The sequence below is a fragment of the Pantoea sp. EA-12 genome (assembly GCF_030053355.1).
GTDB lineage: Bacteria > Pseudomonadota > Gammaproteobacteria > Enterobacterales > Enterobacteriaceae > Pantoea > Pantoea vagans_C.
Genome location: NZ_JASGBY010000009.1, coordinates 114,462 through 137,021, shown reverse-complemented (window position 1 = coordinate 137,021; position 22,560 = coordinate 114,462). Strand labels below are relative to the sequence as shown.

The window sequence follows — 22,560 nt, the reverse complement described above, 5'->3', positions numbered from 1 at the left end:
ACGCAAAAATGGATAACTAATGAACGACGACATCACCCGCCCTGACCCCGATGCGCTGCTGCTTAACCATAGCGACAGCCATCGCGGCAAGCTGAAAATCTACTTCGGCGCCTGTGCAGGCGTAGGGAAGACCTTTGCCATGCTGCAGGAGGCACAGCGGCTACGCACGCAAGGCCTCGATGTGCTGGCGGGCGTGGTGGAAACCCATGGTCGTGAAGAGACTGCCGCGCTGCTAAACGGTCTGGCGGTATTACCCCGTCGTGCCACCGGGCGCTCACGCCATGCAGAATTCGATCTCGATGCGGCGCTGGCACGCCATCCTGCGGTGATCCTGATGGACGAACTGGCGCACACTAATGTGCAAGGCTCGCGCCATCCCAAACGCTGGCAGGACATCGAAGAGCTGCTGGAAGCGGGCATTGACGTGATTACCACCGTTAACGTGCAGCATCTGGAGAGCCTCAACGATGTGGTCGGCGGGGTGACGGGCATTCAGGTGCGGGAAACCGTGCCCGATCCGTTTTTCGATAGCGCCGATGAAGTGGTGCTGGTGGATCTGCCACCGGACGATCTGCGCCAGCGGCTGAAAGAGGGCAAAGTCTACGTGGGCGATCGCGCCGAACGTGCGATTGAAAACTTCTTCCGTAAAGGCAACCTGTTTGCCCTGCGAGAACTGGCGCTGCGCCGCACGGCAGACCGCGTGGATGACCAGATGCGTGCCTGGCGCGATCAGCAGGGCCGCGACAAAGTGTGGCACACGCGTGATGCCATCCTGTTGTGCATCGGTGATGACACCGGCAGCGAGAAACTGGTGCGTACTGCGGCACGATTAGCCGCTCGCCTTGGCAGCGAATGGCATGCGGTCTATGTTGAAACGCCACGCCTGAATCGCCTGCCGGAAGCGCGTCGGCGCGGGATTTTGCGCACCCTGCAACTGGCACAGGAGCTGGGGGCTGAAACCGCCACCTTGTCCGATCCTGATGAAGCGCGAGCGGTGCTGCGCTACGCCCGCGAGCACAACCTCGGCAAAATTGTTACCGGACGCCAGCCGCAGCGGCGCTGGCGGCGCGACAGTTTTGCGCAGCGTCTGGGCCAACTCGGCCCCGATCTCGATTTGCTGGTGGTGGCATTAGATGAACCGGTGCGCGATGCGCCGCATCCGCTGGGAGGAAAACCGGCCAGCAGTGATAAGTGGCGGCTGCATCTGCGTGGCTGCCTGATGGCGATTGCGCTGTGTATTTTGGTCACTATTGTGGGGCGCAGGCTGCTGGTGGAGTTCGATCCTGCCAATGCCGTAATGATTTACCTGCTGGCGGTAGTGCTGGTGGCGTTGCGCTTCGGGCGCTGGCCATCGGTGTTTGCCACGGTAATCAACATCCTCGCCTTCGACCTGTTCTTTGTGGCCCCCACCGGTACGGTGGCGGTGTCGGATTTGCAGTATCTGGTGACCTTTGCGGTGATGCTGGCGGTGGGGGTGATTGTCGGGAATCTGACTGCTGGCGTGCGTTATCAGGCCAAAGTGGCGCGCTATCGTGAACAGCGTGCGCGACACCTGTATGAAATGGCGAAATCGCTGGGCAGCGCGCTTACCCCACAGGATATCGCCGCCACCAGCCAGCGGGTGATTGATGTCACCCTGCAGGCGCGCAGCCAGCTGTTGCTGCCGGATGAGCAGGGCGAGTTGCAGGCGGTCGGTGAGAGCAGCATCGGCACACCGCCGGATCTCGGTATCGCGAAATGGAGTTTCAGCAAGGCGCAACCAGCGGGAGCGGGCACGGACACACTGCCCGCCGTACCTTATCAAATCCTGCCGTTGAAGAGCGGCAATCACTGTCGCGGCTTGCTGGTGGTGGAGCCGGAAAACCTGCGCCAACTGATGATCCCAGAACAGCAGCGTCTGGTGGAAACCTTTACTGTGCTGATCGCCAACGCGCTAGAACGTATGGCGCTGTCGCAGAGTGAGGCGGCTTCACGCCTGGCAGCAGAGCGTGAGCAACTGCGCAATGCCTTGCTGTCCGCGCTGTCACACGACCTGCGCACGCCGCTGACGGTGCTGTTTGGTCAGGCTGAGATGCTGATGCTCGATTTGGCGGGGGAAGACTCAAAATATGTCGGACAAGCCAATCAAATTCGCGAACAGACGCTCAGCACCATTCGGCTGGTAAGCAACATGCTGGATATGGCGCGTATCCAGTCCGGTGGCCTTAACCTGCGTGATGAGTGGGTGGCGCTGGATGAGGTGATTGGCGGTGCATTAAGCAGCATGGGACCGTCGCTGAAAGGGCACGATTTTACACTCGATCTGCCGCCAGAGCTGGTGCTGATCAAAGGCGACAGCGCCATGCTGGAACGCGTATTCACCAACCTGATCGAAAACAGTCTGAAGTATGCCGGCAACGCGGCACAGCACGGCATTCGCGCATGGCGTGATAACGATCGGCTGGAGATTGCGGTGTGGGATAACGGTCCGGGTATCGCGGCAGAAAACCTGACGCGTATTTTCGATAAATTCGCGCGTGGGGATAAGGAGTCCGCTGTGCCGGGTGTCGGGCTGGGTTTGGCGATCAGCAAAACCATCATTGAATCCCATCGCGGGCGCATCTGGGCGGAAAACCGCCCGACAGGTGGCGCGGAGTTTCGTCTGTCACTGCCGCTGCCTGCGGCCCCTGAAATTTCTGAAGAAGGGCTGAAATAACTTCACACAAGTTCGGTTATACTCGACCACTTGTTTGTTGATTAATGGGAAATTATGGAACGTTTTATCGAAAACCTGATGTATACATCGCGCTGGTTGTTGGCCCCGGTTTACATTGGACTTTCGCTGGGGCTGCTGGCGCTGACCATCAAATTTTTCCAGGAAATTATTCACCTGTTGCCCAACATTTTCAGCATTGCGGAAAACGATTTGATTCTGCTGCTGCTTTCGCTGGTGGATATGACACTGGTCGGCGGATTGCTGGTGATGGTGATGCTCTCTGGCTATGAGAACTTTGTTTCTAAGCTGGATATTGATGAGAACAAAGAGAAGCTGAGCTGGCTGGGCAAAATGGATTCCGGCTCGCTGAAGAACAAAGTTGCGGCCTCGATTGTGGCGATTTCATCGATCCACCTGCTGCGCATCTTTATGGACGCGCGCAACGTCGATAACAGCAAACTGATGTGGTACGTGATTATTCACCTGACCTTTGTGCTGTCGGCCTTTGTGATGGGCTGGCTGGATAATATGTCGAAGGTGGAGAAGAAGTAAGCAGGTGGGGGTACCCTCACCCTAACCCTCTCCCGCAAGCGGTAGAGGGGGCCGTTCAGCGTGGTTATTGAGTTATGCACTCACTCTGCCCCAACGCTCGGGTAGCTCCCTCGCCCGCTTGCGGGAGAGGGCTGGGGTGAGGGATGCCATTCCCTCGCTCCCATCATTTCAACACCGGTTGTGTCCCCGCCAGTTTCGGCATCACATCTCTGATCATCGCGAAAAAATGGCGCATCCTGGCGGGATAATAACTGGCCCACGGATAGGTCAGCCACACCGGCAGCGGCGGGGCTTGCCACTCGGGCACCAGCTGAACCAACGCCCCTTTCGCTAAATCCTCTTGCACCACCCACGAAGAAAGAATCGCTGCGCCCATACCAGCCAGTGCCGCTTTGCGAATGGCGTACAGGCTGTCGCTAGCCAGACGTGGCGCAATCGCCAGGTTCACCGCCTGGCTGTCACTCCACCGCTGCAGCATCAGTTCATTACGGTAGAAGCTGGTCAGTGCCAGCCAGGGGAGTTCGGTGAGCTGTGTCACCTCGGCAATCGGCGGATGCTGCGCCAGCAGTGACGGGGAGGCGACCACAAAACGCGGTACTTCAGCCAGCAAAATTGCCACCAGGGAGGGATCGCTCACCACGCCGACCTGGATGGCGCAGTCAACGTTCTCACTAATGAAGTCTGGCGTGCGGTCATTGAGCATCCACTCCACCGTCAGGCGCGGATAGCGCTGCAGATAATCCACCAACGGATCAATCAACTGGTCCTGGCCAAAGGCGTGCGGTGCACGGACCCGCAGCGTGCCTATCGGATCGTCACTGGAACCGGTGAGTTCATCCTCCAGTGCATGCCAGGTTGCCAGTAACTGTCGGGCCTGCGCATAGCAGCGCTCACCATCGTCAGTAAGTTTCAGAGCATGCGTGGTGCGTAGGATCAACTTCAGACCCAACCGTTGTTCCAGCGCCTGTAATCGACGGCTGATGGTGGGCTGCGTGGTGCCCAGCTGCACGGCGGCTGCGGAAAGCGAGCCGCTCTCGACAATACGTATAAAAGTTTGCATCAGTTCAATGCGGTCAATACTGGCTGAATTGCTCATACGCACCATGCATAACAGTTCTGTGTTTGAGCAGTCTACCGCGTATGGCGGCAACGCGCTTTAATAAGCGCACTTTCACGGGGGAAACCAATATGTCAGCCATTTCGCAATCTTCTGCCATGCCAGCGGAAAAACTACCGGCACCGCTGGTGTTTACGCTCGCGGCGGGTGCCGGGCTCAGCGTGGCATCGATTTACTACAGCCAACCGATGCTGGATATCATTAGCAAACAATTTAACGTCGGTATCGGCAGCGTGGGCATGGTGCCGATGCTGACTCAGGCCGGATATGCGCTTGGCATTCTGTTGCTGGCACCGCTCGGTGACCGCCATGACCGCCGCACCATCATCCTGATTAAAGGTCTGCTGCTGATGGCCGCGCTGCTGCTGTGTGGCTTTTCTGGTGGCTTGAATGCATTGCTGATTGCCAGCTTTGTCACCGGCTTAACCGCCACCGTGGCGCAGGATATCGTCCCGGCGTCAGCCGCACTCGCGCCGGAGCGCAGTCGCGGGAAAACTGTTGGCACGGTGATGACCGGCTTGCTGGTGGGGATTCTGCTGTCACGCGTCGTCAGTGGCGTGGTGGCGGAATATTTTGGCTGGCGCACCATGTACCTGGTGGCGGCAGGCGCGGTGTTGCTGATCAGCCTGGCGTTGTGGCGGGTACTGCCCCGCTTCAAACCCGGCACGTCGGTGAGCTACCCGCGTCTGCTGCTGTCGCTGGCGCACCTGTGGCAGCATCACCAGACACTGCGTCGTGCCGCGATAGCGCAAGGGCTGCTGTCGGTAGGCTTTAGCGCTTTCTGGTCAACGCTGGCGTTGATGCTGAGTGATAAATTCCATTTTGACAGCGCCGTGGCGGGGGCATTCGGCCTGGCAGGCGCAGCAGGTGCGCTGGCAGCGCCGTTGGCGGGCAGTGTGGCGGACCGCATTGGCCCAGCGCGTGTCACGCAGTACGGTGCCTCGCTGGTGATGGTGTCATTTGCCCTGATGTTCCTGCTGCCAGTTTTACCGGTTCCGGCACAGATTGGTCTGATTATCATCAGTACGGTGGGCTTCGATTTGGGTGTGCAGGCCACGCTGGTGGCGCATCAGACGCTGGTATACAGCCTGGCACCTGAAGCGCGTAGCCGATTGAATGCGTTGATGTTTACCGTGGTGTTTATCGGCATGGCTACGGGCGCGGCACTGGGCAGTCTGGCGCTGGCTCACTTTGGCTGGACCGGTGTGGTCGCACTCTCAACGCTGGCTGCAGCGCTTGCCTTGATGATCCGTCTGGCGAGCCGCCACCTGAAAAACTGATTGGTATTCCTGTGCCAGGCTTAAGGGAGGATATGATTTAAAAACGGAGCGTTATGAACTTCCTGGCCTGGACTGCCGCCACCGGTGGTCTGCTACTTCTGATGTCACTGGCTTCCGGTTGGATTCACCGTGGGCCAGTGACTGCGTTTGGGCTTTACCTGTTCGCGGGCATCTTGTGCGGCCCGTGGATGTTCAATCTGTTGCAACTCGACATTATCGGCCACGCCAGTCTGGCCGCTCACCTGACCGAAATCGCCATGGCCGCCTCACTGTTTATCACCGGGCTTAAGCTACGTTTGCCGCTCACTGCGCATGCCTGGCGAGTGGGTGTGCGCTTAGCTTTTCCGGCCATGCTGCTCACCGTAGGTGGCATGACGCTGCTGGTGCACTGGATCACGGGTTTTGACTGGGCGCTGTCGCTGGCATTTGGCGCGATTGTTGCGCCAACCGATCCGGTGCTCGCCAGCCTGATATCGGTGAACGATGCGCGTGATGATGATGCTCTGCGCGTGGCACTCTCCAGTGAAGCCGGCATGAATGATGGCTCAGCGCTGCCGTTATTGATGCTGGCGCTGTTAATACTCGCGCCCGAATCGCTGAGTGTCAGCCATCTTAGCGCATGGGCATTAAAAGACGTGCTGTGGGCCATCGCGGGTGGGTTGGGCATCGGTTATCTGCTGGGACGCGTCATCGGCCAGTTAACCACCCATCTACGCAGTGCCCATCAAGACATCGCCCCCAATGACTTCCTCGCTCTGGCGTTAATTGCACTGAGCTATGCGGCAGCACAAGCGCTGGATGCCTCTGGCTTTCTGGCGACGTTCGCGGCGGGTGTCGGTCTGCGACGCGCAGAATTGCGGGTGGTGAAGCACTATCCGCAAGAGGCGGTGTCAGAAGAAGAGCAATACTTGCCTGCTGAGGCACGCGTTAACCCTAACCAGCGTCTGGCGCACGGCGGCAGCGGTATGGTGAAATCAGTGGGTTTGGTGATCGGTGATGCATTGTCATTTGGTGATACCATCGAGCGCCTACTGGCGGCGGGTATGATGGTAGTGCTGGGTATCACGCTGGCGCAGCACTGGAACCTGACAGGCATTGGCCTGGCGCTGCTGTTGTTTGTGGTGGTGCGGCCGCTGGCGGTGTGGATCACCACCTGGCGCTGTGAAATCCCCTTGATGCGCCGCTTGTTAATTGGCTGGCTGGGCATTCGTGGCATCGGTAGTATCAACTACATCGCTTACGCCTGGGTACATGGCCTTCATGGCCCGCAGGCGGAGCAAATGGTAGATATGGCGTTGACGTTAGTGGTATGCAGCATTGTGCTGCACGGCATCACGGTGACGCCGTTATTAAACTGGCGTGCAGCCCGTCAGGCGGCACGCGCACAACACAATCAAAAGTGATTTTCTGGAAATTACTGGAGCCTGTTATGAAAGCGTTTCTGTTTGCTCTTGTGGGACTTTCTCTGTCCGCCAGCGTGCTGGCTGCCGAGGGTGATGATAATCAGATGGAAAATGTCTACGCCAGCCAGCTGTGTCATATCGTTAGCACGGAAAAAAAGGCCAGCGATCTGGATACTTACACCGCGAAGATGAAGTCTCAGCTGGCGGCCAGCCAGTCCTCTTCAGCGGTGGATAAGCCCGAATTCAATGAAGAGACCGCGCAGGAAGTGATCAGTGCGTGGTTGGAGCTGGGCGATGATGAGCGCGCGCAGCTGCGGCACAACCAGCAGCAATGTGAGCAAACAGTGATGACCCAATTCCAGCAGCAGGATTAAAAGTTTTTATCGCCAGAATACGCGCCTTTTCTGGCGCGTTTTTTTATGGATTTTTTGTACAAAATGCGTACATAATCGCCAGCGTCGAAAGTCGACACGCATCACATAACGAGACTCAGCCCACAAGGCTGACAAATATCTTCAATACTGGCGACTGGGCATGAAACTTTCACGGCGTCACTTTTTGCTGGCAACCGGGGCTACCGTCCTCTCAATGACCACGGGCAAACTCTTTGCGCGTGATGACATCATTCCCTTATGGCCCGATGATCCACCGGGCGGCGGCGGGCCGTCTGGTCTGCTGAAAGTCAGTATGAATGGCTCCTGGACCAACATCGTTTCTCCAGCGATTCAACGTTTCCGCCCGGAAAATCCCAATGGCGAAGCGGTGATTGTGGCGGCAGGCGGCGGTTATCGCTTTATCGGGATGGGCCGTGAAGCCTGGCCCGTGGCGCGTTGGTTAAATGCCAATGGTTATACCGTGTATGTACTGAGTTATCGTTTGCCGGGTGAGAAGTGGCAGGCGGGCAATCTCGCGCCATTGCAGGATGCTCAGCGCGCTATCCGTCTGGTGCGTTCGATGGAGCGAAAAGTGCATCTGCTCGGCTTTTCTGCCGGTGGACACCTGCTCGGTATGGCTGCAGCACGCCCCGACTTTATCACCTATCCTGCGCAGGACCCGCTCGATCAAATTCGCCCAACCGTCGACAGCGTGGGGCTGATCTACCCGGTGATCACCCTTGAAGCACCGTACCAGAACACCAAAACGCATCTGATGATGGTGGGCGACCACGCGACGCCAACCCAGGAAGCGAACTGGTCGGTGCAGAACTATGTCACCCGCGCTTATCCGCCCACCTTCCTGGCGCAGGCGGAAGACGATCACACCTCTAATCCTCATAACACTGAAATGATGCGCGATGCCTGCCGCCGTATGCGCGTGCCGGTGGAATTGATTGAACTCAGCAGTGGCGGGCACGGTTTTGGTCTGGGTAAAGCGGGTACGCCATCCGCGCTCTGGGATCAGGCGTATGTGCGGTGGCTGGATAAGCAGAATTAACGCGTGGCAGGTCGCCATAATTGGCGACCCTACAACAGCGTTGGGTGTGCAGAAATGGAATGCCTACGACGATTGTGCACAGTTTTCGTAGGGTGCGCATTTATGCGCACCAGGATGGCCATCTCGTTACGTCAAATTAAAATGCTTATCTGGCTGGTGCGCTTCCGGCAACGGAAAATCATTATTCATCGCCTTCAAATTACGTTCGATATTCACGCACAGCGCATCCAGCGGCAGATGATTTGGAGCGGTGCCGAACGGATCTTCTAACTCCTCCGCCAGCGACTCCAGTGACAGGAAGGTGTAAGAAATAAACACCGATACCAGTGGCGTCATCAGATGCAAATCCGCCACCAGCGCGAACGGCAATAACGTACAGAACAGATAAACCGTGCGATGCAGAATCAAGCTGTAGGCGAACGGAATCGGTGTGCCTGCCAGACGATCGCAGCCTCCCAGATAAGCCGACAGATGGCTGAGATTCTCATCAATACTCTGCCAGACAATATCCGACACCAGACCTTCATCACGCCGCTGCGCCAGCCATTCACCCATGCACAACAACGTTTGAGAGGTGGGCATCGGATGGCCCAGCACCGCGCTGTGCCATTTTTCTGGCAACAAACGTGCTAAGTCAGCCTTTGCATCGGTTTCGCGTAAGCGATGTTTCAGCGCCCAACTAAAGGCCAGCTGCAGCCCAATAAATTCCTGCACCTGCGCTTCACTGATGCCACGCAGACATTTTATCTGCCGCAGCAGTGAGCGCTGGGTGATATGCATATTGCCCCACAGCGTGCGAGCCTCGATAAAACGCGCATAACTGGCGTTGTTGCGAAAGCCGAGGAAGATGGCGATCGACACCCCAATCAGGCTAAAGGGGGCGGTAGTGAGGTGAATGCCAAAGGTGGAGTACCACGGATAGCCGATGATGGCGGCCACCGACATCAGTAAGTTGAGCGACAGGCGAAAGACAATGCTACTCAGCACCGAGCCGTGCCAGTCAAACAGCCGGAGGAACCAGTGTTGATGAGGACGTACGATCATTTTTGCGATGGTGTTTTTTTATGATTTTGTCTGCACAGGTTACGCCCGTTTTTGCCGTGGAGGCAATGTGCATATCGGGTGTTTTTACGCTGAAAATGGGGTGTTTAAGGCGTATTTATTCTTGTAAATCAACTTTCTAAAAACAGTTTGAACAAGTTGTAAAATTCTTTGCGTTATCTCTTCTTCGCCCCTTTCTCTAAAGTTTATTCCAGCAGCACAACACACAAATTTAACGATACCTTTGAGGAATAAATCATGTCTAAACTCGACCTGCTCGACCCACAGAACTCAACTTTGATCTTCATCGACCATCAGCCGCAGATGTCTTTTGGTGTCGCTAACATTGATCGCCAGCAGCTCAAAAATAACACCGTTGCCCTGGCCAAAGCGGGCAAGATTTTCGACGTGCCGGTGATTTATACCTCCGTAGAAACCGAAAGCTTCAGCGGCTACATCTGGCCAGAACTGCTGGCGGTGCACCCGGAATCGAAACCGATTGAGCGTACTTCTATGAACTCATGGGAAGATGCCAAATTCGTTGAGGCGGTGAAGAAAACCGGTCGCAAGAAGCTGATTATCTCCGCGCTCTGGACCGAAGTGTGCCTGACCTTCCCGGCCCTGATGGCGCTGAAAGAGGGCTACGAAGTTTACGTAGTGACCGATACTTCTGGCGGCACCAGCGTCGATGCCCACGAACGTTCTGTGCAGCGTATGGTGCAGGCGGGCGCGGTGCCAGTGACCTGGCAGCAAGTGTTACTGGAGTACCAGCGTGACTGGTCACGCAAAGAGACCTACGATGCAGTGATGGATCTGGTGCGTGAACACAGCGGCGCTTACGGCATGGGCGTGGACTACGCTTACACCATGGTGCACAAAGCGCCACAGCGTCAGGCTTGAGTCACGACTGGCGCGGCAGGCTGATTTTCAGCGCATCGATAAACAGCCGCAGCGCCATCGACTGATGCTGGTTGGGCGGGAACCACAATGCCATGCCTGCCGACTGCACCCGCCAGTCGGCCAGTAGCTCGACTAACTGACCAGATTGAAGCGCCATTTCGGCGTAAAGCGACGGCACATAAGCAATGCCCAATCCGCTGATGGCCGCACTGGTCATCAGCGCGTTGTTATCCAGGGTGATAATGCCTGGCACATCGATCTCACATCTTTCTCCTGCTTTTTCATACTCCCAGCGATAGCGTTTCCCACTGGGCAAACGATGCCGAATACACTGCTGTTGCAATAAATCCTGCGGTTGCTGCACTAACGGATGTGCAGCCAGATAGGCCGGTGCGGCGACTGTCATAAAGCTCAGTGGGCCGCCTAAATGAATCGCCACCATATCCTGCGGCACATCTTCCACTAAGCGAATACCGGCATCGAATCCGGCTGCGGTGATATCCACCAGTGCACCCTGGGCGGCGAAGTCGAGTTGGATGTTGGGATAGTCACGGCTGAAGTCGGGCACCACTTTTTCCAGCAGGACAGTGATTGCCGCGTCGCTGGCGCTGATGCGCAACGTGCCCGCATGCTGCTGGCGGCGCGCGCTGACATCGTGCAGCACCTCATCCATCTCATTCAGCAGTGGGGCGAGTCGATCGAGTAACTGCTGTCCGGCATCGGTGAGTGACACGCTGCGCGTAGTGCGCTGAAACAACTGCACCCCAAGATTGTGTTCCAGCGTTTTCACCAGATGGCTGAGTGAAGAGCGTTTCAGGCCAAGCATCTCGGCGGCACGGCGAAAGCTGCGCTGTTCACTCAGCGTTTTAATGGCTTGCAGTTCTTGCCAGGAGGGTCTTCTCATTGGTGGCTTTTCCTCACCAGGTCATGCGCGATTGGGGAGATTATGACCACCAGTAAAGCGATCTACTATCAGGTTTTCAATAAGAGGACGTCAAAATGAAAACCTGGTTAATCACCGGTGCCAGCAGCGGGCTGGGCCGTTTAATGAGTGAAGATTTGTTGGCGCGTGGCGATCGTGTGCTGGCCTGCGTGCGCCGCACCGCTGCAATGGCGGATCTGCAGGCGCGATATGGCGAGCAGTTACAGGTGATTTCGCTGGATTTGGCCAACACCGTCAGCATCGCGCCTGTGGTTGCCCAAGCCTTTGCACAAGTGGAGCGCGTTGACGTGGTGGTGAGTAATGCCGCCTACGGTTTGTTTGGCGCGGCGGAAGAGTTGAGTGATGCGCAGATCGATCGCCAGATCGCCACCAATCTTACCGGTTCCATCCAGCTGATTCGCGCGGTGATTCCGCTGTTACGCCAGCAGGGCGGAGGACGCATCGCGCAGGTTTCTTCTGAAGGCGGGCAGGTGGCGTATCCTAACTTTAGCCTGTATCACGCCAGCAAATGGGGCATTGAAGGCTTTGTTGAGGCGGTGCGTCAGGAGGTGGCCAGTTTTGGCATTGATTTCCTGCTGGTTGAGCCGGGCCCAACCGCCACTAACTTTGGTGCGGGTCTGGATATTGCGGATGCGCTGGAGGCTTATCACGACTCGGCGTCTGGCCAGTTGCGCCGGGCGATCATGTCTGGTGATTTCGCCATCAAAGGGGATGCAGCAAAATCGGTTACCGCGATGATCGCCACGCTGGATCAAGCAGCCATGCCACTGCGTTTAGCCCTTGGCAGCACGGCTTACGACAATATCGAAGCGGCGCTGGCGCGTCGGTTGGCGGAGCTGCGCGCGCAAAAAGCGATCGCCTATGGCGCGGATGTTTCAGGTTAAAACGCTGAGGCGCAAACCGCACATTGTAACAGGCAAGGAGCGGGCATCGCTGCCACACTAAGCACACAGTTTAAAGGCCTGCACGAAGGGTGGAGGCGTAATTTATTGCGCGTTTTTTAAACCCAGCGCGATAAATCGCGCCGCTACAACAACGGTGCGAAGTCATTTATGCGTGCTTCAATAAGGAGAACAGCAACCATGCAAGCGATGATCCTCAAACAACCTGGCGGTTTAGACCAGCTGCAACTCACCGATCTGCCCGATCCCGGCAAACCGGGTGCTGGCGAGATCCGGGTAGCGATCCACGCGACCTCACTCAATTTCCACGATCTGCTGGTGGCAAACGGATCGATCCCCACTGCGCAAGATCGCATCATGATGGCGGACGGCGCGGGCGTGGTGGAAGAAGTCGGCGCAGGCGTCACCGAATTTAAGCCTGGCGACCACGTGGTCTCCTGCTTCTTTCCGCAGTGGCAAGATGGTTTGCCTTTCGCACAGGTCGGCAATTTTACCCAGACGCCTGGTGATGGTGCCGATGGCTTTGCGGCTGAAGTGGTGGTGCGTCCGGCTCAGCACTTCACGCTGGCCCCTCGTGGCTGGCGGCATGCGGAAGCGGCGACCATCACCACCTCCGGCCTGACGGCATGGCGCGCGCTGGTGGGCGATGCACAGATCAAAGCAGGGGACACCATCGTGACGCTGGGCACCGGCGGTGTGTCGATTACCGCACTGCAAATCGCGAAAGCAATGGGCGCACGCGTGATTGTCACCTCCTCTTCAGATGAGAAGCTGGCGAGGGCGCAAGAGTTAGGTGCAGATGCAGGTATCAACTATCGCAGCACGCCGGAGTGGGGCAAAGCCGTGCAACAGCTCACTGATGGCAGAGGCGCGGATGTGGTGATTGAACTCGGCGGGCCGGGCACCATGGCGCAGTCGATTGAGGCGGTGCGCGTGGGCGGCCATATTGCTTTGATTGGGGTGTTAACCGGATTCGAAGGTTCTGTGCCGACCGCGCAACTGATGGCGAAACAGGCGCGTATCCAGGGGTTGATTGTCGGTCATCGCCGCCAGCAGCAGGACTTTGTGCGGGCGCTGGAACAAACCGGTATTCGCCCGGTGATCAGCGACAGCTACGGTGCGTTGGGTGAGCTGCCTGCGGCCTTCCAGCATCAGCAAGCTGCGGGTCACTTCGGCAAAATTACCGTCGAGTGGTAACCCGTGTCGCCTGTTTCCCCTTTGAGGAAACAGGCTTCACCACATCAGTAGTAATCACCGTGGCGGTAATCCCATGATGGGAAGATATCTGACAGCAGCGCCATGATTTTATCGACATCCAGACCTTTGCGGATCAGCACCGGGCACGGCGTAATTTTACGTTCACCGTTTTGTTGCGGGATCAGGCGACCTTCACTATCGACCATCGACACCATCACGCCCTGTTCGTAGCGCACTTTATTGGCGTCGTTAGGCTGAATCGATTTCACGTAATCATTGGCTTCGATAATTAAATCAGCACGCGATGCAATACGCTCACCAATACCCTCAACTAAACCACGGTTTCCCTGACCTGATGGATTGGCTGAACTGGCGAAAGAGAATTTCCCGTGATCTTCCCACAGCGCTTTCGCAATATTTTCACCGGGACGACCAAATTTAATCACGAAGCAGCTGGTCTGGCGTCCATCCATCATCAGCTCCTTTGAGCCATCATCCGGAATACGCGACAGCGCATCTTCGCGCCACGGTAAAATACAGCCCAGTAAAATATCCTGATCCCAATGTTGCTGATAAATCTGATCAATTTCTGGCGTTAATTGGGCCAGTGAACGCAGTTGTTCCAGTGAGCCGCACAGCACCACGCCCGGCTTGTTGCGCTTGCGCTGCTTGGCTTCAAACTTGCGCTCCAGCCCGGCTTTATCGGAGGTCATGATGATGTAACCCACTTTGGTTGGGCTCACAATCATGCCGCCGTCCTGTGACAAAATCTCGATGGCTTCAGGCTGTAACCCGCCATTCCAGGTTATTTGTTTACCGCTCATGGATCTACCCTATCTGCGTATCAATAGTAAATATGCAGGACGATTACCTGCAATGAAATTAAGGTATTAATTAACCCTTTAATGGATCTGGATTAATTATTTTTGGAAAACCATGCTGAGGATAATAGTACGATAATTAAAAGGTTTGCAACTGATGAAAATAGCGATGGAATGTATAGGGTTAATTTTAAATAACGCCTGAAAACTGTAGTGTTATTTAAAATCTGGCGCTGAAAAGGCATTTCAGCGCCAGGGATAATTAAAACAGCATGGCGTGTGCCACACCTCGCAGTGCGATACCGAGGATGATACCCGGCACCGCGAAGCGGAAAAGACGAGGGAAACGGCTCGATAGCCCAAGGAAGATGCCAATGCCGGGCAGGTCAAAGGTCTGAATCAGCAAACCGGCCGACGCATTGATGTTGTGGGCACTGTACAGACCTTTCTCCACCAACCCCGCTACCACGCCGTAGTAGGCGGTACCCCCTGCCAGACATTTGGTGAGTGCAGGCAAAATGTAGACTTCGGAGATGTTGAGTTTATCCAGCAGCGGTGAGACCAGACGCGTGAGCATTTCAATGCCGCCGGATTCTTTCAAAATGCCTACCACGGACAGCGAGAGAATCAGCATCGGCAGCGAGCCCAGCGCCAGGCGGATGGCATCGGCGCCTGCGCTGTTGATAATCGCAATCAGCCCCATTTTGCTTTCGTTGTTGGCGACCGCTTCGTCTTCATTCAACAGTGCGGTATCGGAGAGCTTGCGGCCAAAGCAGTGATAGGTCGCCGCTGCTGCCAGCACGCCGCCACAGATGGAGATCAGCAGTGCCGCGCTCCAGTTCAGTCCTGCGGGTATTAACGGATAAAAGGCGTTGGCCTGACCCATGGCAAATAGCATCGCCAGAGTCGCCGCCATATGACGATCCGAGGTGCCGCGTTTTTCCATAATCGCTAATGCCGCCAGCGGTGCCGCGAAGCTGACGAAATTAAGCTGAATTAAGGCAAATAAGGCCAACCCGGTAATACCTAACGGTTTTAATAACGGCGTGGAATGACGTACTACAAAATCCAGTACACCTTTCACTTCCAGATATTTCATGATGAATAACATCACCACCATGATCGGAATAAGCGTATACAGTGCAACATCCACCGAAGCTTTGCCCGCGGACATAATAATAGTGATGATATTCATGCCGGTTCCCGACGCCAAATCCACTGCTCACCCTGCGTCAACATTGTGCTCACGCTCCCCTTTCTGCCATTAAAAAACGCCAGCGCGAAGGGCGCCAGCAAAGGCAGAAATAGTAGCCCGGCAGGCTACGCTTGAGTAGTGAAGAAAATGGATTTTATCTTGCGGGAAATGGGAGGAATAGATCATTGAGCACCGGACAATATCCGGCGCTCAATATTAGTCTTCCTGCTGGCGAATATTACGCGCCGTGCTTTGCAGTAATTTAAATGCGTCATATCGGTGATGATGCAGTGCCGAAACTAATGGTTCGGGATGCCAGCTATTTTCCTGGGTCGTCATGCTTTGCATCGCTGAGGTGACATCGCTGTACAGTCCGCTGGCGGTGGCGGCCAGAATCGCCGAGCCCAGCAGCACCGGTTCCGGGCACAGGGTCGATTGCACCGGAAGTTGGCAGCTGTCGGCTAACAGTTGGCGTACCAGCGGATGCTGTCCGGCACCGCCGCTGATCACGATTGAGCGGGTGACAATCCCTTTGCTGGCTTGGGCTTCAATAATTTGCCGCAGGCCATAGCCAAGGCTGCACAATCCTGCGATATACAGTGAGATAAGGCTCGCGACGTCATTGTCCATGCCTAAACCGCAAATCACCGCGCGGGCATAAGGATCGCCAAAGGGGGCACGATTGCCGGCGAACTCCGGCACGATATGCAGGCCTTCCACCAGCCGCACGGTTTCCGAGTCGCTGGCGGCGTTTTGCCGGGCCTGCTCCGCGAGATAAACCGGCAGTGAGAGGTCCGCTGCATCCGCGGCCTGCTGCGCGATGACCGCAGCAGGATGCATCTCCAGCAGGCGATCGATGGCCGCACCCGCCGCGCTTTGTCCTCCTTCGCTTAACCACAAGCCGGGCACCATCGCTGAGTAGTAAGGCCCCCACACGCCGGGCACAAAAGCTGCTTCGCGGGTCGGCGTCATGGTGCAGGATGAGGTGCCAAACACGTAAGCGAGTTTCTCTTCCGGTCGGCCATCCGCGCCCAGCGTTCCCACGCCGCCTGCATGGGCATCAATTAAGCCTGCGGCAATCGGTGTCCCCACGGGTAAACCAAAATCGGCAGCGGCTTGTGCGGTTAATCCATTACCGCAAGGCGTACCCGGTTCAACGATACGTTGTCCAATTCGGGCAAAGTTTTCCTGCGCGAATTCCGGCAGCCCGATGGCATTGAAGTAGTCCGCATCCCAGCGCTGCTCATGCGCCAGATAGTTCCATTTACAGGTCACCGTGCAGGAGGAGCGCGCCGTATCGCCAGTGGCGCGCCAGCTGAGGTAGTCGGTGAGGTCAAAGAAGTGGGCCGCCTGCTGGAATGTCTGCGGATTGTGGGTCTTCAGCCACAGCAGTTTTGGCATCTCCATTTCCGGCGAGATGCGGCCACCAACGTAGTCGAGTACCGGGTGTGCAGTGGCATTGATGGCGTCGGCCTGCTGTGTGGCGCGATGGTCCATCCACACGATGATATTGCGTTCGGCATCGCCCTGCGGGCTGACGGGCAGCGGATGGCCATTGTCATCGATTACCACCAGCGAACAGGTGGCGTCAAACCCGATACCGGCTACAGCTTTAGGATCAATGGCGGCCGTTGCAATGGCCTCACGGATGCAGTGGCTCACCGCCTGCCAAATCTCATTGGCGGATTGCTCCACCACATTACCGTGCGCCCGGAAGGTGGTGATGCGCTGTTTTGCATGTCCCAACAGATTGCCCGCCCGATCAAACACCCCGGCACGGGCACTGGCAGAACCGACATCCACACCAATCAGATATTTTTCGTTGCTCATGCTGCTTCACCTCGAACGGTTACAGGTCAACACTGTTAGGGAGAATAACGATATCGCGCACGGTCACGCCAGGCGATCGCGTCACCATAAACAGCACCGATTCCGCGACTTCAATGGGCTGCATCAGGCTGCCGTTGGCCAGCGCGTCATCCAGCTTCTCTTGCGGCCAGTCATCAAGTAGCGCAGTGACCACCGGGCCGGGCAACACCGCACCGACTCGCACGCCATGCTGCGCCACCTGACGACGGGTTGAATGCACAAAGGCCTGCACCGCGAACTTCGACGCGGTATAGATGGGTTCCCAGACCACCGGCACCACGCCCGCAATGGAACTGGTGAAAATGATGTCACCCGATTTCTGGGCGATAAGATGCGGCAGCACCGAACGCACACAACGGAAGGCGGCGCTGGTATTGAGTTTCAGCACGCGGTCCCAGATCTCGGGATCGCCTTCCGCCACCGGCCCGCCGATATAGGCCCCGGCGTTGGCGTGGAAAATATCCAGACGACCCGTCAGCTTGAGAATGTCATCGAGAATGCCGTCAACTTGTTTGCCGTCCATCAGATCAATCTGCAGCGCGAGTGCCCGAGGGCCCAGCTCCGCCACCAGCTGCTGCAACTTGTCTCCGTCCCGATCGATGAGAACGACTTTCGCACCGGCCTGAAGCAATACCTTGCTGCATTCAAGGCCGATTCCGGAAGCAGCGCCGGTAATGGCGGCGACTTTTCCGTTGAGAGGGTTATGCATGGAGAAGAGGTTCGAGTTCATCTTATAATCCTTTATCAATGGCGTTTTAGGTGGTGCTCAATCGATGAAGCACAACTATCACCCTCACTTCTAACCAGCAACAAAATGCGCAATAAAGGGATGGGTTCTGTGACGGGGATCGGCAAAAACAAGAAAACCACCATTTATGACCTGGCGGAACTCACAGGGGTTTCGGCAAGCGCGGTAAGCGCGATTTTGAGTGGTAACTGGAAGAAACGGCGCATCAGTGCCAGCACTGCCGAGAAAGTGAGCCGGGTTGCGCAAGAGCAGGGCTATGCGCTGAATCGGCAGGCCAGCATGCTGCGCACAACGCGCTCAAAAACCATCGGTATGATCGTGCCGAAATACGACAACCGTTATTTTGGCTCGATTGTGGAAAAGTTTGAGCAGATGGCGCGCGATCGCGGCCTGTTCCCGGTGATTACCTGCACGCAGCGCGATCCCGATTTAGAGCTGGAAGCCGTGCAAACCATGCTGTCCTGGCAAGTGGATTATATGGTGGTGACCGGCGCAACTGACCCCGATCGCATCACTGCACTGTGCCAGAACGCTTCCGTGCCTTCGCTCAATCTGGACCTACCCGGTTCGCTGGCTCCTTCCATCATTTCAGATAACTTCAATGGCGCACTGAGTCTGACGCGCACTTTGCTGGAGAAATGCCCGCAGGCGCTGATTTTTATCGGCGGACGCGCCAGTGACCACAACAGCAAAGAGCGTCTGCGCGGCTTTTTGGCGGCGCATCAGGAACGCCATATTGCGGTACCGGAAGAGAATGTGCTGCTGTGCGGTTATGAGCCAGAAAAAGCGCAAACCGCGTTGAAACGTTACTTTCAGCAGCATCCTGTCGGGCAGTTTGGTCTGTTTGTGAATTCGACGATTTCGCTGGAAGGGGCGGTGCAGTTTCTGCGCGCGGAGAATCTGTTAACGGATGATAAGCATCCCGTCATCGGCTGCTTTGACTGGGACCCGTTTGTGGCGCTGCTGTGCAAAGACATCACCATGGTAAAACAGGATGTGGCAAGCATGATGGACAGGGTGTTTAGTCTGATTGAGAGCGGTGAGCAAGCGATTCAGGTGGTTGAAGTGCCGGTGCTGCAGATGTGAAAAAGGCGGATTTCATTCCGCCTTATCTCTGGTCGCCATAAATGGCAACCCTATGGCGATCGTGCGAGGTTTTCGTAGGGTGCGCATTGATGCGCACCAGGATTACCGCATGGTAACGAACTCTTCAGCCGCCGTGGGGTGAATCGCTACGGTGTTGTCGAAGTCCTTCTTGGTGGCACCCATTTTCAGCGCCACGGCGAAGCCTTGCAGCATCTCATCCATACCGTTGCCGATACCGTGGATACCGACAATCTTCTCTTCTGGACCAACGCACACCAGCTTCATACGACATGGCTGGCGATGCTGCGTGACGGCGGTGTACATGGCGGTGAAGGATGATTTATACACTTTTACCTGATCGTCGCCATACTGCTCGCGCGCTTGAGGCTCGGTCAGGCCAACAGTACCAATCGGCGGATGGGTAAACACCACGGTCGGTACGTTGCTGTAGTCCAGATGCTCGTCCGGCTTGTTGTTGAACAGGCGCTCAGAGAGACGACGGCCAGCAGCCACCGCCACCGGTGTCAGCTCGACGGCACCGGTGTTGTCGCCCACTGCATAGATGCCTTTCACGTTGGTATTCTGGAACTTATCTACGTTGATATAACCTTTCTCGTTCAGCGCAACGCCGGTCACGGAGAGGTTAAGGTTATCGGTGGCCGGTTCGCGACCAATCGCCCACACCAGGCAATCAACGGTTTGCTCATGGCCGTTATCCAGTTGCAGCGTCAGGCTGCCGTCAGCATTTTTGATCACCGCTTTTGGAATCGATTCGGTGTGCAGCGTCGGGCCTTCGGCCTGCATCACTTCCACCAGCGTATCAACGATCAGCGGATCGAAGCTGCGTAGCGGTGCATGCTTGCGCACAAACAGGTGGGTTTCAGCACCCAGTGCATTCACCACGCCCGCCAGTTCCACCGCGATATAGCCAGCACCGACCACTGCAACACGTTTTGGCAGCGCATCCAGCTCAAAGAAGCCGTCAGAATCGATACCGTATTCTGCGCCAGGTACATGCGGATGGCTCGGGCGGCCGCCCGTGGCAATAAGGATATGGTCGGCGGTGAGGGTTTCACCGTTCACTTCCACGGTGTTGGCATCAATAAAGCGCGCGAAGCCTTTGATCACTTCAACGTTATTTTTACCCAGTACGTTATCGTATGAGGTGTGAATACGATCGATGTAGGCGCTGCGGTTCTTCACCAGCGTAGACCAGTCAAAGCGGTTCACGGTGGTGTCGAAACCGTAATCCGGGCCATACAAGTGGATGGCTTCAGCAATCTGTGCCGCATGCCACATCACCTTTTTCGGGACGCAGCCCACGTTGACACAGGTACCGCCCAATTCTTTCGCTTCGATCAGGGCGCACTTCTGGCCATGCATCGCTGCACGGTTAATGGAGGCGATACCGCCGCTGCCGCCGCCAATCGCGAGGTAATCAAAATGTCGGGTCATCCGGAATGTCCATCTGTTGGAAGAAAATTGGCATAGAGTGTAACGCTGCTTGCGCAAGCGGCGCAAAGGTTCAGCCTATGATTATGATAGGGTGTTATTCAGGTTTCGCTCACAGGGAAGAAAACTATGCATCTGACTTTTCTTGGCACTGGCGCGGGTGCGCCGAGCCTGCAACGCAACGTTACCGCCATTGCGCTGACGCTGTCGAAACGCGGTGACACCTGGCTGTTCGACTGCGGTGAAGCGACCCAGCATCAGTTTATGCGCTCCGCGCTTAAGCCCAGCAAGCTGGCAAAAATCTTCATTACCCACCTGCACGGTGACCACATTTTTGGCCTGCCGGGTTTGCTCACCAGCCGCTCAATGGCGGGATTGCTGGAGCCGATGACCATTTATGGTCCGCAAGGTATCAAACAGTTTATCGAGACGGCGCTCAGCCTGAGCGGCTCTTACACCAGCTTTCCACTGGAGATAATCGAAATCGAAGCCGGTGAGGTATTAGATGACGGTGAATTCCGCGTCACCGCCTATCCGATGAATCATGTGGTGGAGTGTTATGGCTACCGCATCGAACAGCATGACAAGCCGGGTTTTCTGGATGCACCAAGGTTAAAAGCCGAGGGTGTGCCACGTGGGCCGTGGTATCAGGATTTAAAACAGGGCAAACGCATTCAACTGGATGATGGACGTGAAATCGACGGTGCGGCGTATCTTGGGCCCGCCACCAAAGGCAAAGTGGTGGCGATTTTTGGTGATACCGGCCCTACCGATGTGGCGCTGCAGTTGGCCGCCAACGCGGATGTGATGGTGCATGAAACCACGCTGGAAGCAGCACTGGCCGAGAAGGCCAATGGTCGCGGCCACTCCACCACGGTTCAGGCGGCCGAAGTGGCCAGGCTGGCGGGGGTGAAGCGCATGATCGCCACGCATTTCAGTTCGCGCTATGTGTCGAGTGATCGGGAGAGATTGCTGGCGGAGTGCCAGTCGGTGTTTATGGCTACCGAACTGGCACGTGATTTCGCGGTGTTCGAGATTTAATGCTGTAACGCGGGATAAGTGAAAAACAGCAGGTGCGTCAGATTCAGCAAGAAATGCACGCCGGTGGCGACCCACACGCGTCCGCTCCAGTGCCACGCCAGGCCGTATATCAGGCCGGCCAGCGTGGCGAAAATCACCAGCAACATGCCGCCGGGGAAATGCGCCAGACCAAACAGCAGAGAGGCGATCAACAGCGCTGCCACGCCACCGATTTTCTGCCGTAGACGCTGTTGCAGATAGCCCCGGAAGAAAGCTTCTTCCGCCAGCGAGACAAAAAACAGGTTCGCCAGCATAAAGCTGCCGAGCCAGTCAGGCCAGTGAGGCTCAATCGCCAGTCCACCCAACAACACGGCGATATACAGCAGTAGCGGGATCGCCGCTAACAGCAGTACCCAGAGGATCTTGTGCGCTGGGGGAAACTTCTGTGTGCGGAACAGCGTCGGCAACGCCGCCAGCAGTACAAACGGAATCAGCGCTTTATCGAAGTTGTAGTAGAAGCTGAACGGCACGCTGTTGGGGCCAGCCTGTAAGTCTTCGATCTGGCGTGGGTTATTGAAACCGGGCAGTAGGTGCAGGAACAAGCCGCCCGCGATCAGCACCAGTAAGGCTTCGCTAATCAGCAGCACGGCACGGTTGGTGGGATTTTCCACTCGAACCCATGCCAGCAACGCGATCGCACCCAGGATGGCAAGAGCAGGCCAGTCGAGCACGTCCTGGAACAGGCCCATCAGCGTCGTCAGCAGCAGCAACAGCACGGCGAGACGTTTGGCAGGCGACAGCACCGTGAGCGCGCCAGCCAGAATGATCCACATAACAAGGGTCCTTTGAAAGAGAGGCGGCTCGGGCGACCCAAGGGCCGCACCCTACAAATCATCTGTAGGGGC

At 56.5% G+C, this 22,560-nt stretch carries 20 protein-coding genes; 11 read left to right on the top strand and 9 right to left on the bottom strand.

The window, feature by feature from the left end; translation table 11 throughout:
- The first annotated feature begins 19 nt into the window (after positions 1-19).
- On the top strand, positions 20-2,695 hold the full coding sequence (kdpD, locus tag QMZ30_RS15335) for a two-component system sensor histidine kinase KdpD (protein WP_283228031.1): 2,676 nt from the start codon (positions 20-22) through the stop codon (positions 2,693-2,695).
- A gap of 54 nt (positions 2,696-2,749) precedes the next feature.
- The gene (locus QMZ30_RS15330; protein ID WP_039328365.1) at positions 2,750-3,247 is read left to right on the top strand and encodes a TIGR00645 family protein; all 498 of its coding nucleotides are present in this window, start codon (positions 2,750-2,752) and stop codon (positions 3,245-3,247) included.
- Between the two features lie 163 nt (positions 3,248-3,410).
- Here QMZ30_RS15330 and QMZ30_RS15325 read toward each other — a convergent pair whose 3' ends face one another.
- Positions 3,411-4,343: a LysR family transcriptional regulator gene (locus QMZ30_RS15325; RefSeq protein WP_283228030.1), complete on the bottom strand. Its 933-nt coding sequence runs from the start codon at positions 4,341-4,343 to the stop codon at positions 3,411-3,413.
- Between the two features lie 92 nt (positions 4,344-4,435).
- Here QMZ30_RS15325 and QMZ30_RS15320 point away from each other — a divergent pair, with 92 nt between their 5' ends.
- The 4 genes from QMZ30_RS15320 (at position 4,436) to QMZ30_RS15305 (ending at position 8,481) form a co-directional block, all read left to right on the top strand.
- Positions 4,436-5,644, top strand: coding sequence for an MFS transporter (locus tag QMZ30_RS15320; protein ID WP_283228029.1), 1,209 nt, complete (start codon positions 4,436-4,438; stop codon positions 5,642-5,644).
- A 53-nt stretch (positions 5,645-5,697) separates the two neighbouring features.
- Complete coding sequence (locus QMZ30_RS15315) at positions 5,698-7,047, top strand: cation:proton antiporter (RefSeq protein WP_283228028.1); 1,350 nt, start codon at positions 5,698-5,700, stop codon at positions 7,045-7,047.
- 26 nt (positions 7,048-7,073) lie between these two features.
- The gene (locus tag QMZ30_RS15310) at positions 7,074-7,421 is read left to right on the top strand and encodes a hypothetical protein (RefSeq protein WP_283228027.1); all 348 of its coding nucleotides are present in this window, start codon (positions 7,074-7,076) and stop codon (positions 7,419-7,421) included.
- 214 nt (positions 7,422-7,635) lie between these two features.
- The gene (locus QMZ30_RS15305; RefSeq protein ID WP_283228075.1) at positions 7,636-8,481 is read left to right on the top strand and encodes an alpha/beta hydrolase; all 846 of its coding nucleotides are present in this window, start codon (positions 7,636-7,638) and stop codon (positions 8,479-8,481) included.
- A 126-nt stretch (positions 8,482-8,607) separates the two neighbouring features.
- Here QMZ30_RS15305 and QMZ30_RS15300 read toward each other — a convergent pair whose 3' ends face one another.
- Positions 8,608-9,525, bottom strand: a complete 918-nt coding sequence (locus tag QMZ30_RS15300; RefSeq protein WP_283228026.1) for a bestrophin family protein — start codon at positions 9,523-9,525, stop codon at positions 8,608-8,610.
- A gap of 255 nt (positions 9,526-9,780) precedes the next feature.
- Between QMZ30_RS15300 and QMZ30_RS15295 the strand changes: the two genes are divergently transcribed.
- Entirely contained in the window at positions 9,781-10,422 is a 642-nt protein-coding gene (locus QMZ30_RS15295; RefSeq protein ID WP_039328370.1) for a hydrolase, read from the top strand.
- A gap of 1 nt (position 10,423) precedes the next feature.
- Here QMZ30_RS15295 and QMZ30_RS15290 read toward each other — a convergent pair whose 3' ends face one another.
- Positions 10,424-11,326: a LysR substrate-binding domain-containing protein gene (locus QMZ30_RS15290; protein WP_283228025.1), complete on the bottom strand. Its 903-nt coding sequence runs from the start codon at positions 11,324-11,326 to the stop codon at positions 10,424-10,426.
- A 95-nt stretch (positions 11,327-11,421) separates the two neighbouring features.
- Here QMZ30_RS15290 and QMZ30_RS15285 point away from each other — a divergent pair, with 95 nt between their 5' ends.
- The gene (locus tag QMZ30_RS15285; protein ID WP_283228024.1) at positions 11,422-12,249 is read left to right on the top strand and encodes an SDR family oxidoreductase; all 828 of its coding nucleotides are present in this window, start codon (positions 11,422-11,424) and stop codon (positions 12,247-12,249) included.
- 198 nt (positions 12,250-12,447) lie between these two features.
- Positions 12,448-13,464 (top strand): zinc-dependent alcohol dehydrogenase family protein, encoded by a 1,017-nt coding sequence (locus QMZ30_RS15280; protein ID WP_283228023.1) that lies wholly within the window; start codon positions 12,448-12,450, stop codon positions 13,462-13,464.
- Between the two features lie 44 nt (positions 13,465-13,508).
- Here the strand turns inward: QMZ30_RS15280 and QMZ30_RS15275 are convergent, their stop codons facing one another.
- From QMZ30_RS15275 to QMZ30_RS15260, 4 genes are all read right to left on the bottom strand, one after another.
- Complete coding sequence (locus tag QMZ30_RS15275) at positions 13,509-14,288, bottom strand: L-threonylcarbamoyladenylate synthase (RefSeq protein WP_283228022.1); 780 nt, start codon at positions 14,286-14,288, stop codon at positions 13,509-13,511.
- Between the two features lie 259 nt (positions 14,289-14,547).
- Positions 14,548-15,480, bottom strand: coding sequence for a nucleoside recognition family protein (locus tag QMZ30_RS15270; protein WP_283228021.1), 933 nt, complete (start codon positions 15,478-15,480; stop codon positions 14,548-14,550).
- A 216-nt stretch (positions 15,481-15,696) separates the two neighbouring features.
- Entirely contained in the window at positions 15,697-17,310 is a 1,614-nt protein-coding gene (locus tag QMZ30_RS15265) for an FGGY-family carbohydrate kinase (protein WP_283228020.1), read from the bottom strand.
- A 19-nt stretch (positions 17,311-17,329) separates the two neighbouring features.
- Positions 17,330-18,079 (bottom strand): SDR family oxidoreductase, encoded by a 750-nt coding sequence (locus tag QMZ30_RS15260; RefSeq protein WP_283228019.1) that lies wholly within the window; start codon positions 18,077-18,079, stop codon positions 17,330-17,332.
- Positions 18,080-18,187: 108 nt separating this feature from the next.
- Between QMZ30_RS15260 and QMZ30_RS15255 the strand changes: the two genes are divergently transcribed.
- Positions 18,188-19,183, top strand: coding sequence for a LacI family DNA-binding transcriptional regulator (locus QMZ30_RS15255; protein ID WP_283228018.1), 996 nt, complete (start codon positions 18,188-18,190; stop codon positions 19,181-19,183).
- Between the two features lie 102 nt (positions 19,184-19,285).
- On the opposite strand, the gene gorA is transcribed toward QMZ30_RS15255, so the two are convergent.
- Positions 19,286-20,638, bottom strand: coding sequence for a glutathione-disulfide reductase (gene gorA, locus QMZ30_RS15250; protein WP_283228017.1), 1,353 nt, complete (start codon positions 20,636-20,638; stop codon positions 19,286-19,288).
- Between the two features lie 126 nt (positions 20,639-20,764).
- On the opposite strand from gorA, the gene rnz reads away from it, so the two are divergent.
- Positions 20,765-21,676: a ribonuclease Z gene (rnz, locus tag QMZ30_RS15245; RefSeq protein WP_039328381.1), complete on the top strand. Its 912-nt coding sequence runs from the start codon at positions 20,765-20,767 to the stop codon at positions 21,674-21,676.
- Here the strand turns inward: rnz and QMZ30_RS15240 are convergent.
- Positions 21,673-22,488 carry a CPBP family intramembrane glutamic endopeptidase gene (locus QMZ30_RS15240; RefSeq protein ID WP_283228016.1) on the bottom strand — a complete coding sequence of 272 codons (816 nt, stop codon included), beginning with the start codon at positions 22,486-22,488 and terminating at the stop codon, positions 21,673-21,675. The genes rnz and QMZ30_RS15240 overlap by 4 nt on opposite strands.
- Positions 22,489-22,560 lie beyond the last annotated feature (72 nt).

What these genes read in the sequence shown, in the direction of transcription:
- QMZ30_RS15330 (WP_039328365.1), top strand. Translation starts at nt 2,750, where the DNA reads ATGGAACGTTTTATCGAAAACCTGATGTATACATCGCGCTGGTTGTTG.
- QMZ30_RS15295 (WP_039328370.1), top strand. Translation starts at nt 9,781, where the DNA reads ATGTCTAAACTCGACCTGCTCGACCCACAGAACTCAACTTTGATCTTC.
- QMZ30_RS15305 (WP_283228075.1), top strand. Translation starts at nt 7,636, where the DNA reads ATGACCACGGGCAAACTCTTTGCGCGTGATGACATCATTCCCTTATGG.
- QMZ30_RS15280 (WP_283228023.1), top strand. Translation starts at nt 12,448, where the DNA reads ATGCAAGCGATGATCCTCAAACAACCTGGCGGTTTAGACCAGCTGCAA.
- QMZ30_RS15290 (WP_283228025.1), bottom strand. Translation starts at nt 11,326, where the DNA reads ATGAGAAGACCCTCCTGGCAAGAACTGCAAGCCATTAAAACGCTGAGT.
- QMZ30_RS15285 (WP_283228024.1), top strand. Translation starts at nt 11,422, where the DNA reads ATGAAAACCTGGTTAATCACCGGTGCCAGCAGCGGGCTGGGCCGTTTA.
- QMZ30_RS15325 (WP_283228030.1), bottom strand. Translation starts at nt 4,343, where the DNA reads ATGAGCAATTCAGCCAGTATTGACCGCATTGAACTGATGCAAACTTTT.
- gorA (WP_283228017.1), bottom strand. Translation starts at nt 20,638, where the DNA reads ATGACCCGACATTTTGATTACCTCGCGATTGGCGGCGGCAGCGGCGGT.
- QMZ30_RS15310 (WP_283228027.1), top strand. Translation starts at nt 7,074, where the DNA reads ATGAAAGCGTTTCTGTTTGCTCTTGTGGGACTTTCTCTGTCCGCCAGC.
- QMZ30_RS15275 (WP_283228022.1), bottom strand. Translation starts at nt 14,288, where the DNA reads ATGAGCGGTAAACAAATAACCTGGAATGGCGGGTTACAGCCTGAAGCC.
- kdpD (WP_283228031.1), top strand. Translation starts at nt 20, where the DNA reads ATGAACGACGACATCACCCGCCCTGACCCCGATGCGCTGCTGCTTAAC.
- QMZ30_RS15265 (WP_283228020.1), bottom strand. Translation starts at nt 17,310, where the DNA reads ATGAGCAACGAAAAATATCTGATTGGTGTGGATGTCGGTTCTGCCAGT.
- QMZ30_RS15260 (WP_283228019.1), bottom strand. Translation starts at nt 18,079, where the DNA reads ATGAACTCGAACCTCTTCTCCATGCATAACCCTCTCAACGGAAAAGTC.
- QMZ30_RS15240 (WP_283228016.1), bottom strand. Translation starts at nt 22,488, where the DNA reads ATGTGGATCATTCTGGCTGGCGCGCTCACGGTGCTGTCGCCTGCCAAA.
- QMZ30_RS15270 (WP_283228021.1), bottom strand. Translation starts at nt 15,480, where the DNA reads ATGAATATCATCACTATTATTATGTCCGCGGGCAAAGCTTCGGTGGAT.
- QMZ30_RS15300 (WP_283228026.1), bottom strand. Translation starts at nt 9,525, where the DNA reads ATGATCGTACGTCCTCATCAACACTGGTTCCTCCGGCTGTTTGACTGG.
- QMZ30_RS15315 (WP_283228028.1), top strand. Translation starts at nt 5,698, where the DNA reads ATGAACTTCCTGGCCTGGACTGCCGCCACCGGTGGTCTGCTACTTCTG.
- QMZ30_RS15320 (WP_283228029.1), top strand. Translation starts at nt 4,436, where the DNA reads ATGTCAGCCATTTCGCAATCTTCTGCCATGCCAGCGGAAAAACTACCG.
- rnz (WP_039328381.1), top strand. Translation starts at nt 20,765, where the DNA reads ATGCATCTGACTTTTCTTGGCACTGGCGCGGGTGCGCCGAGCCTGCAA.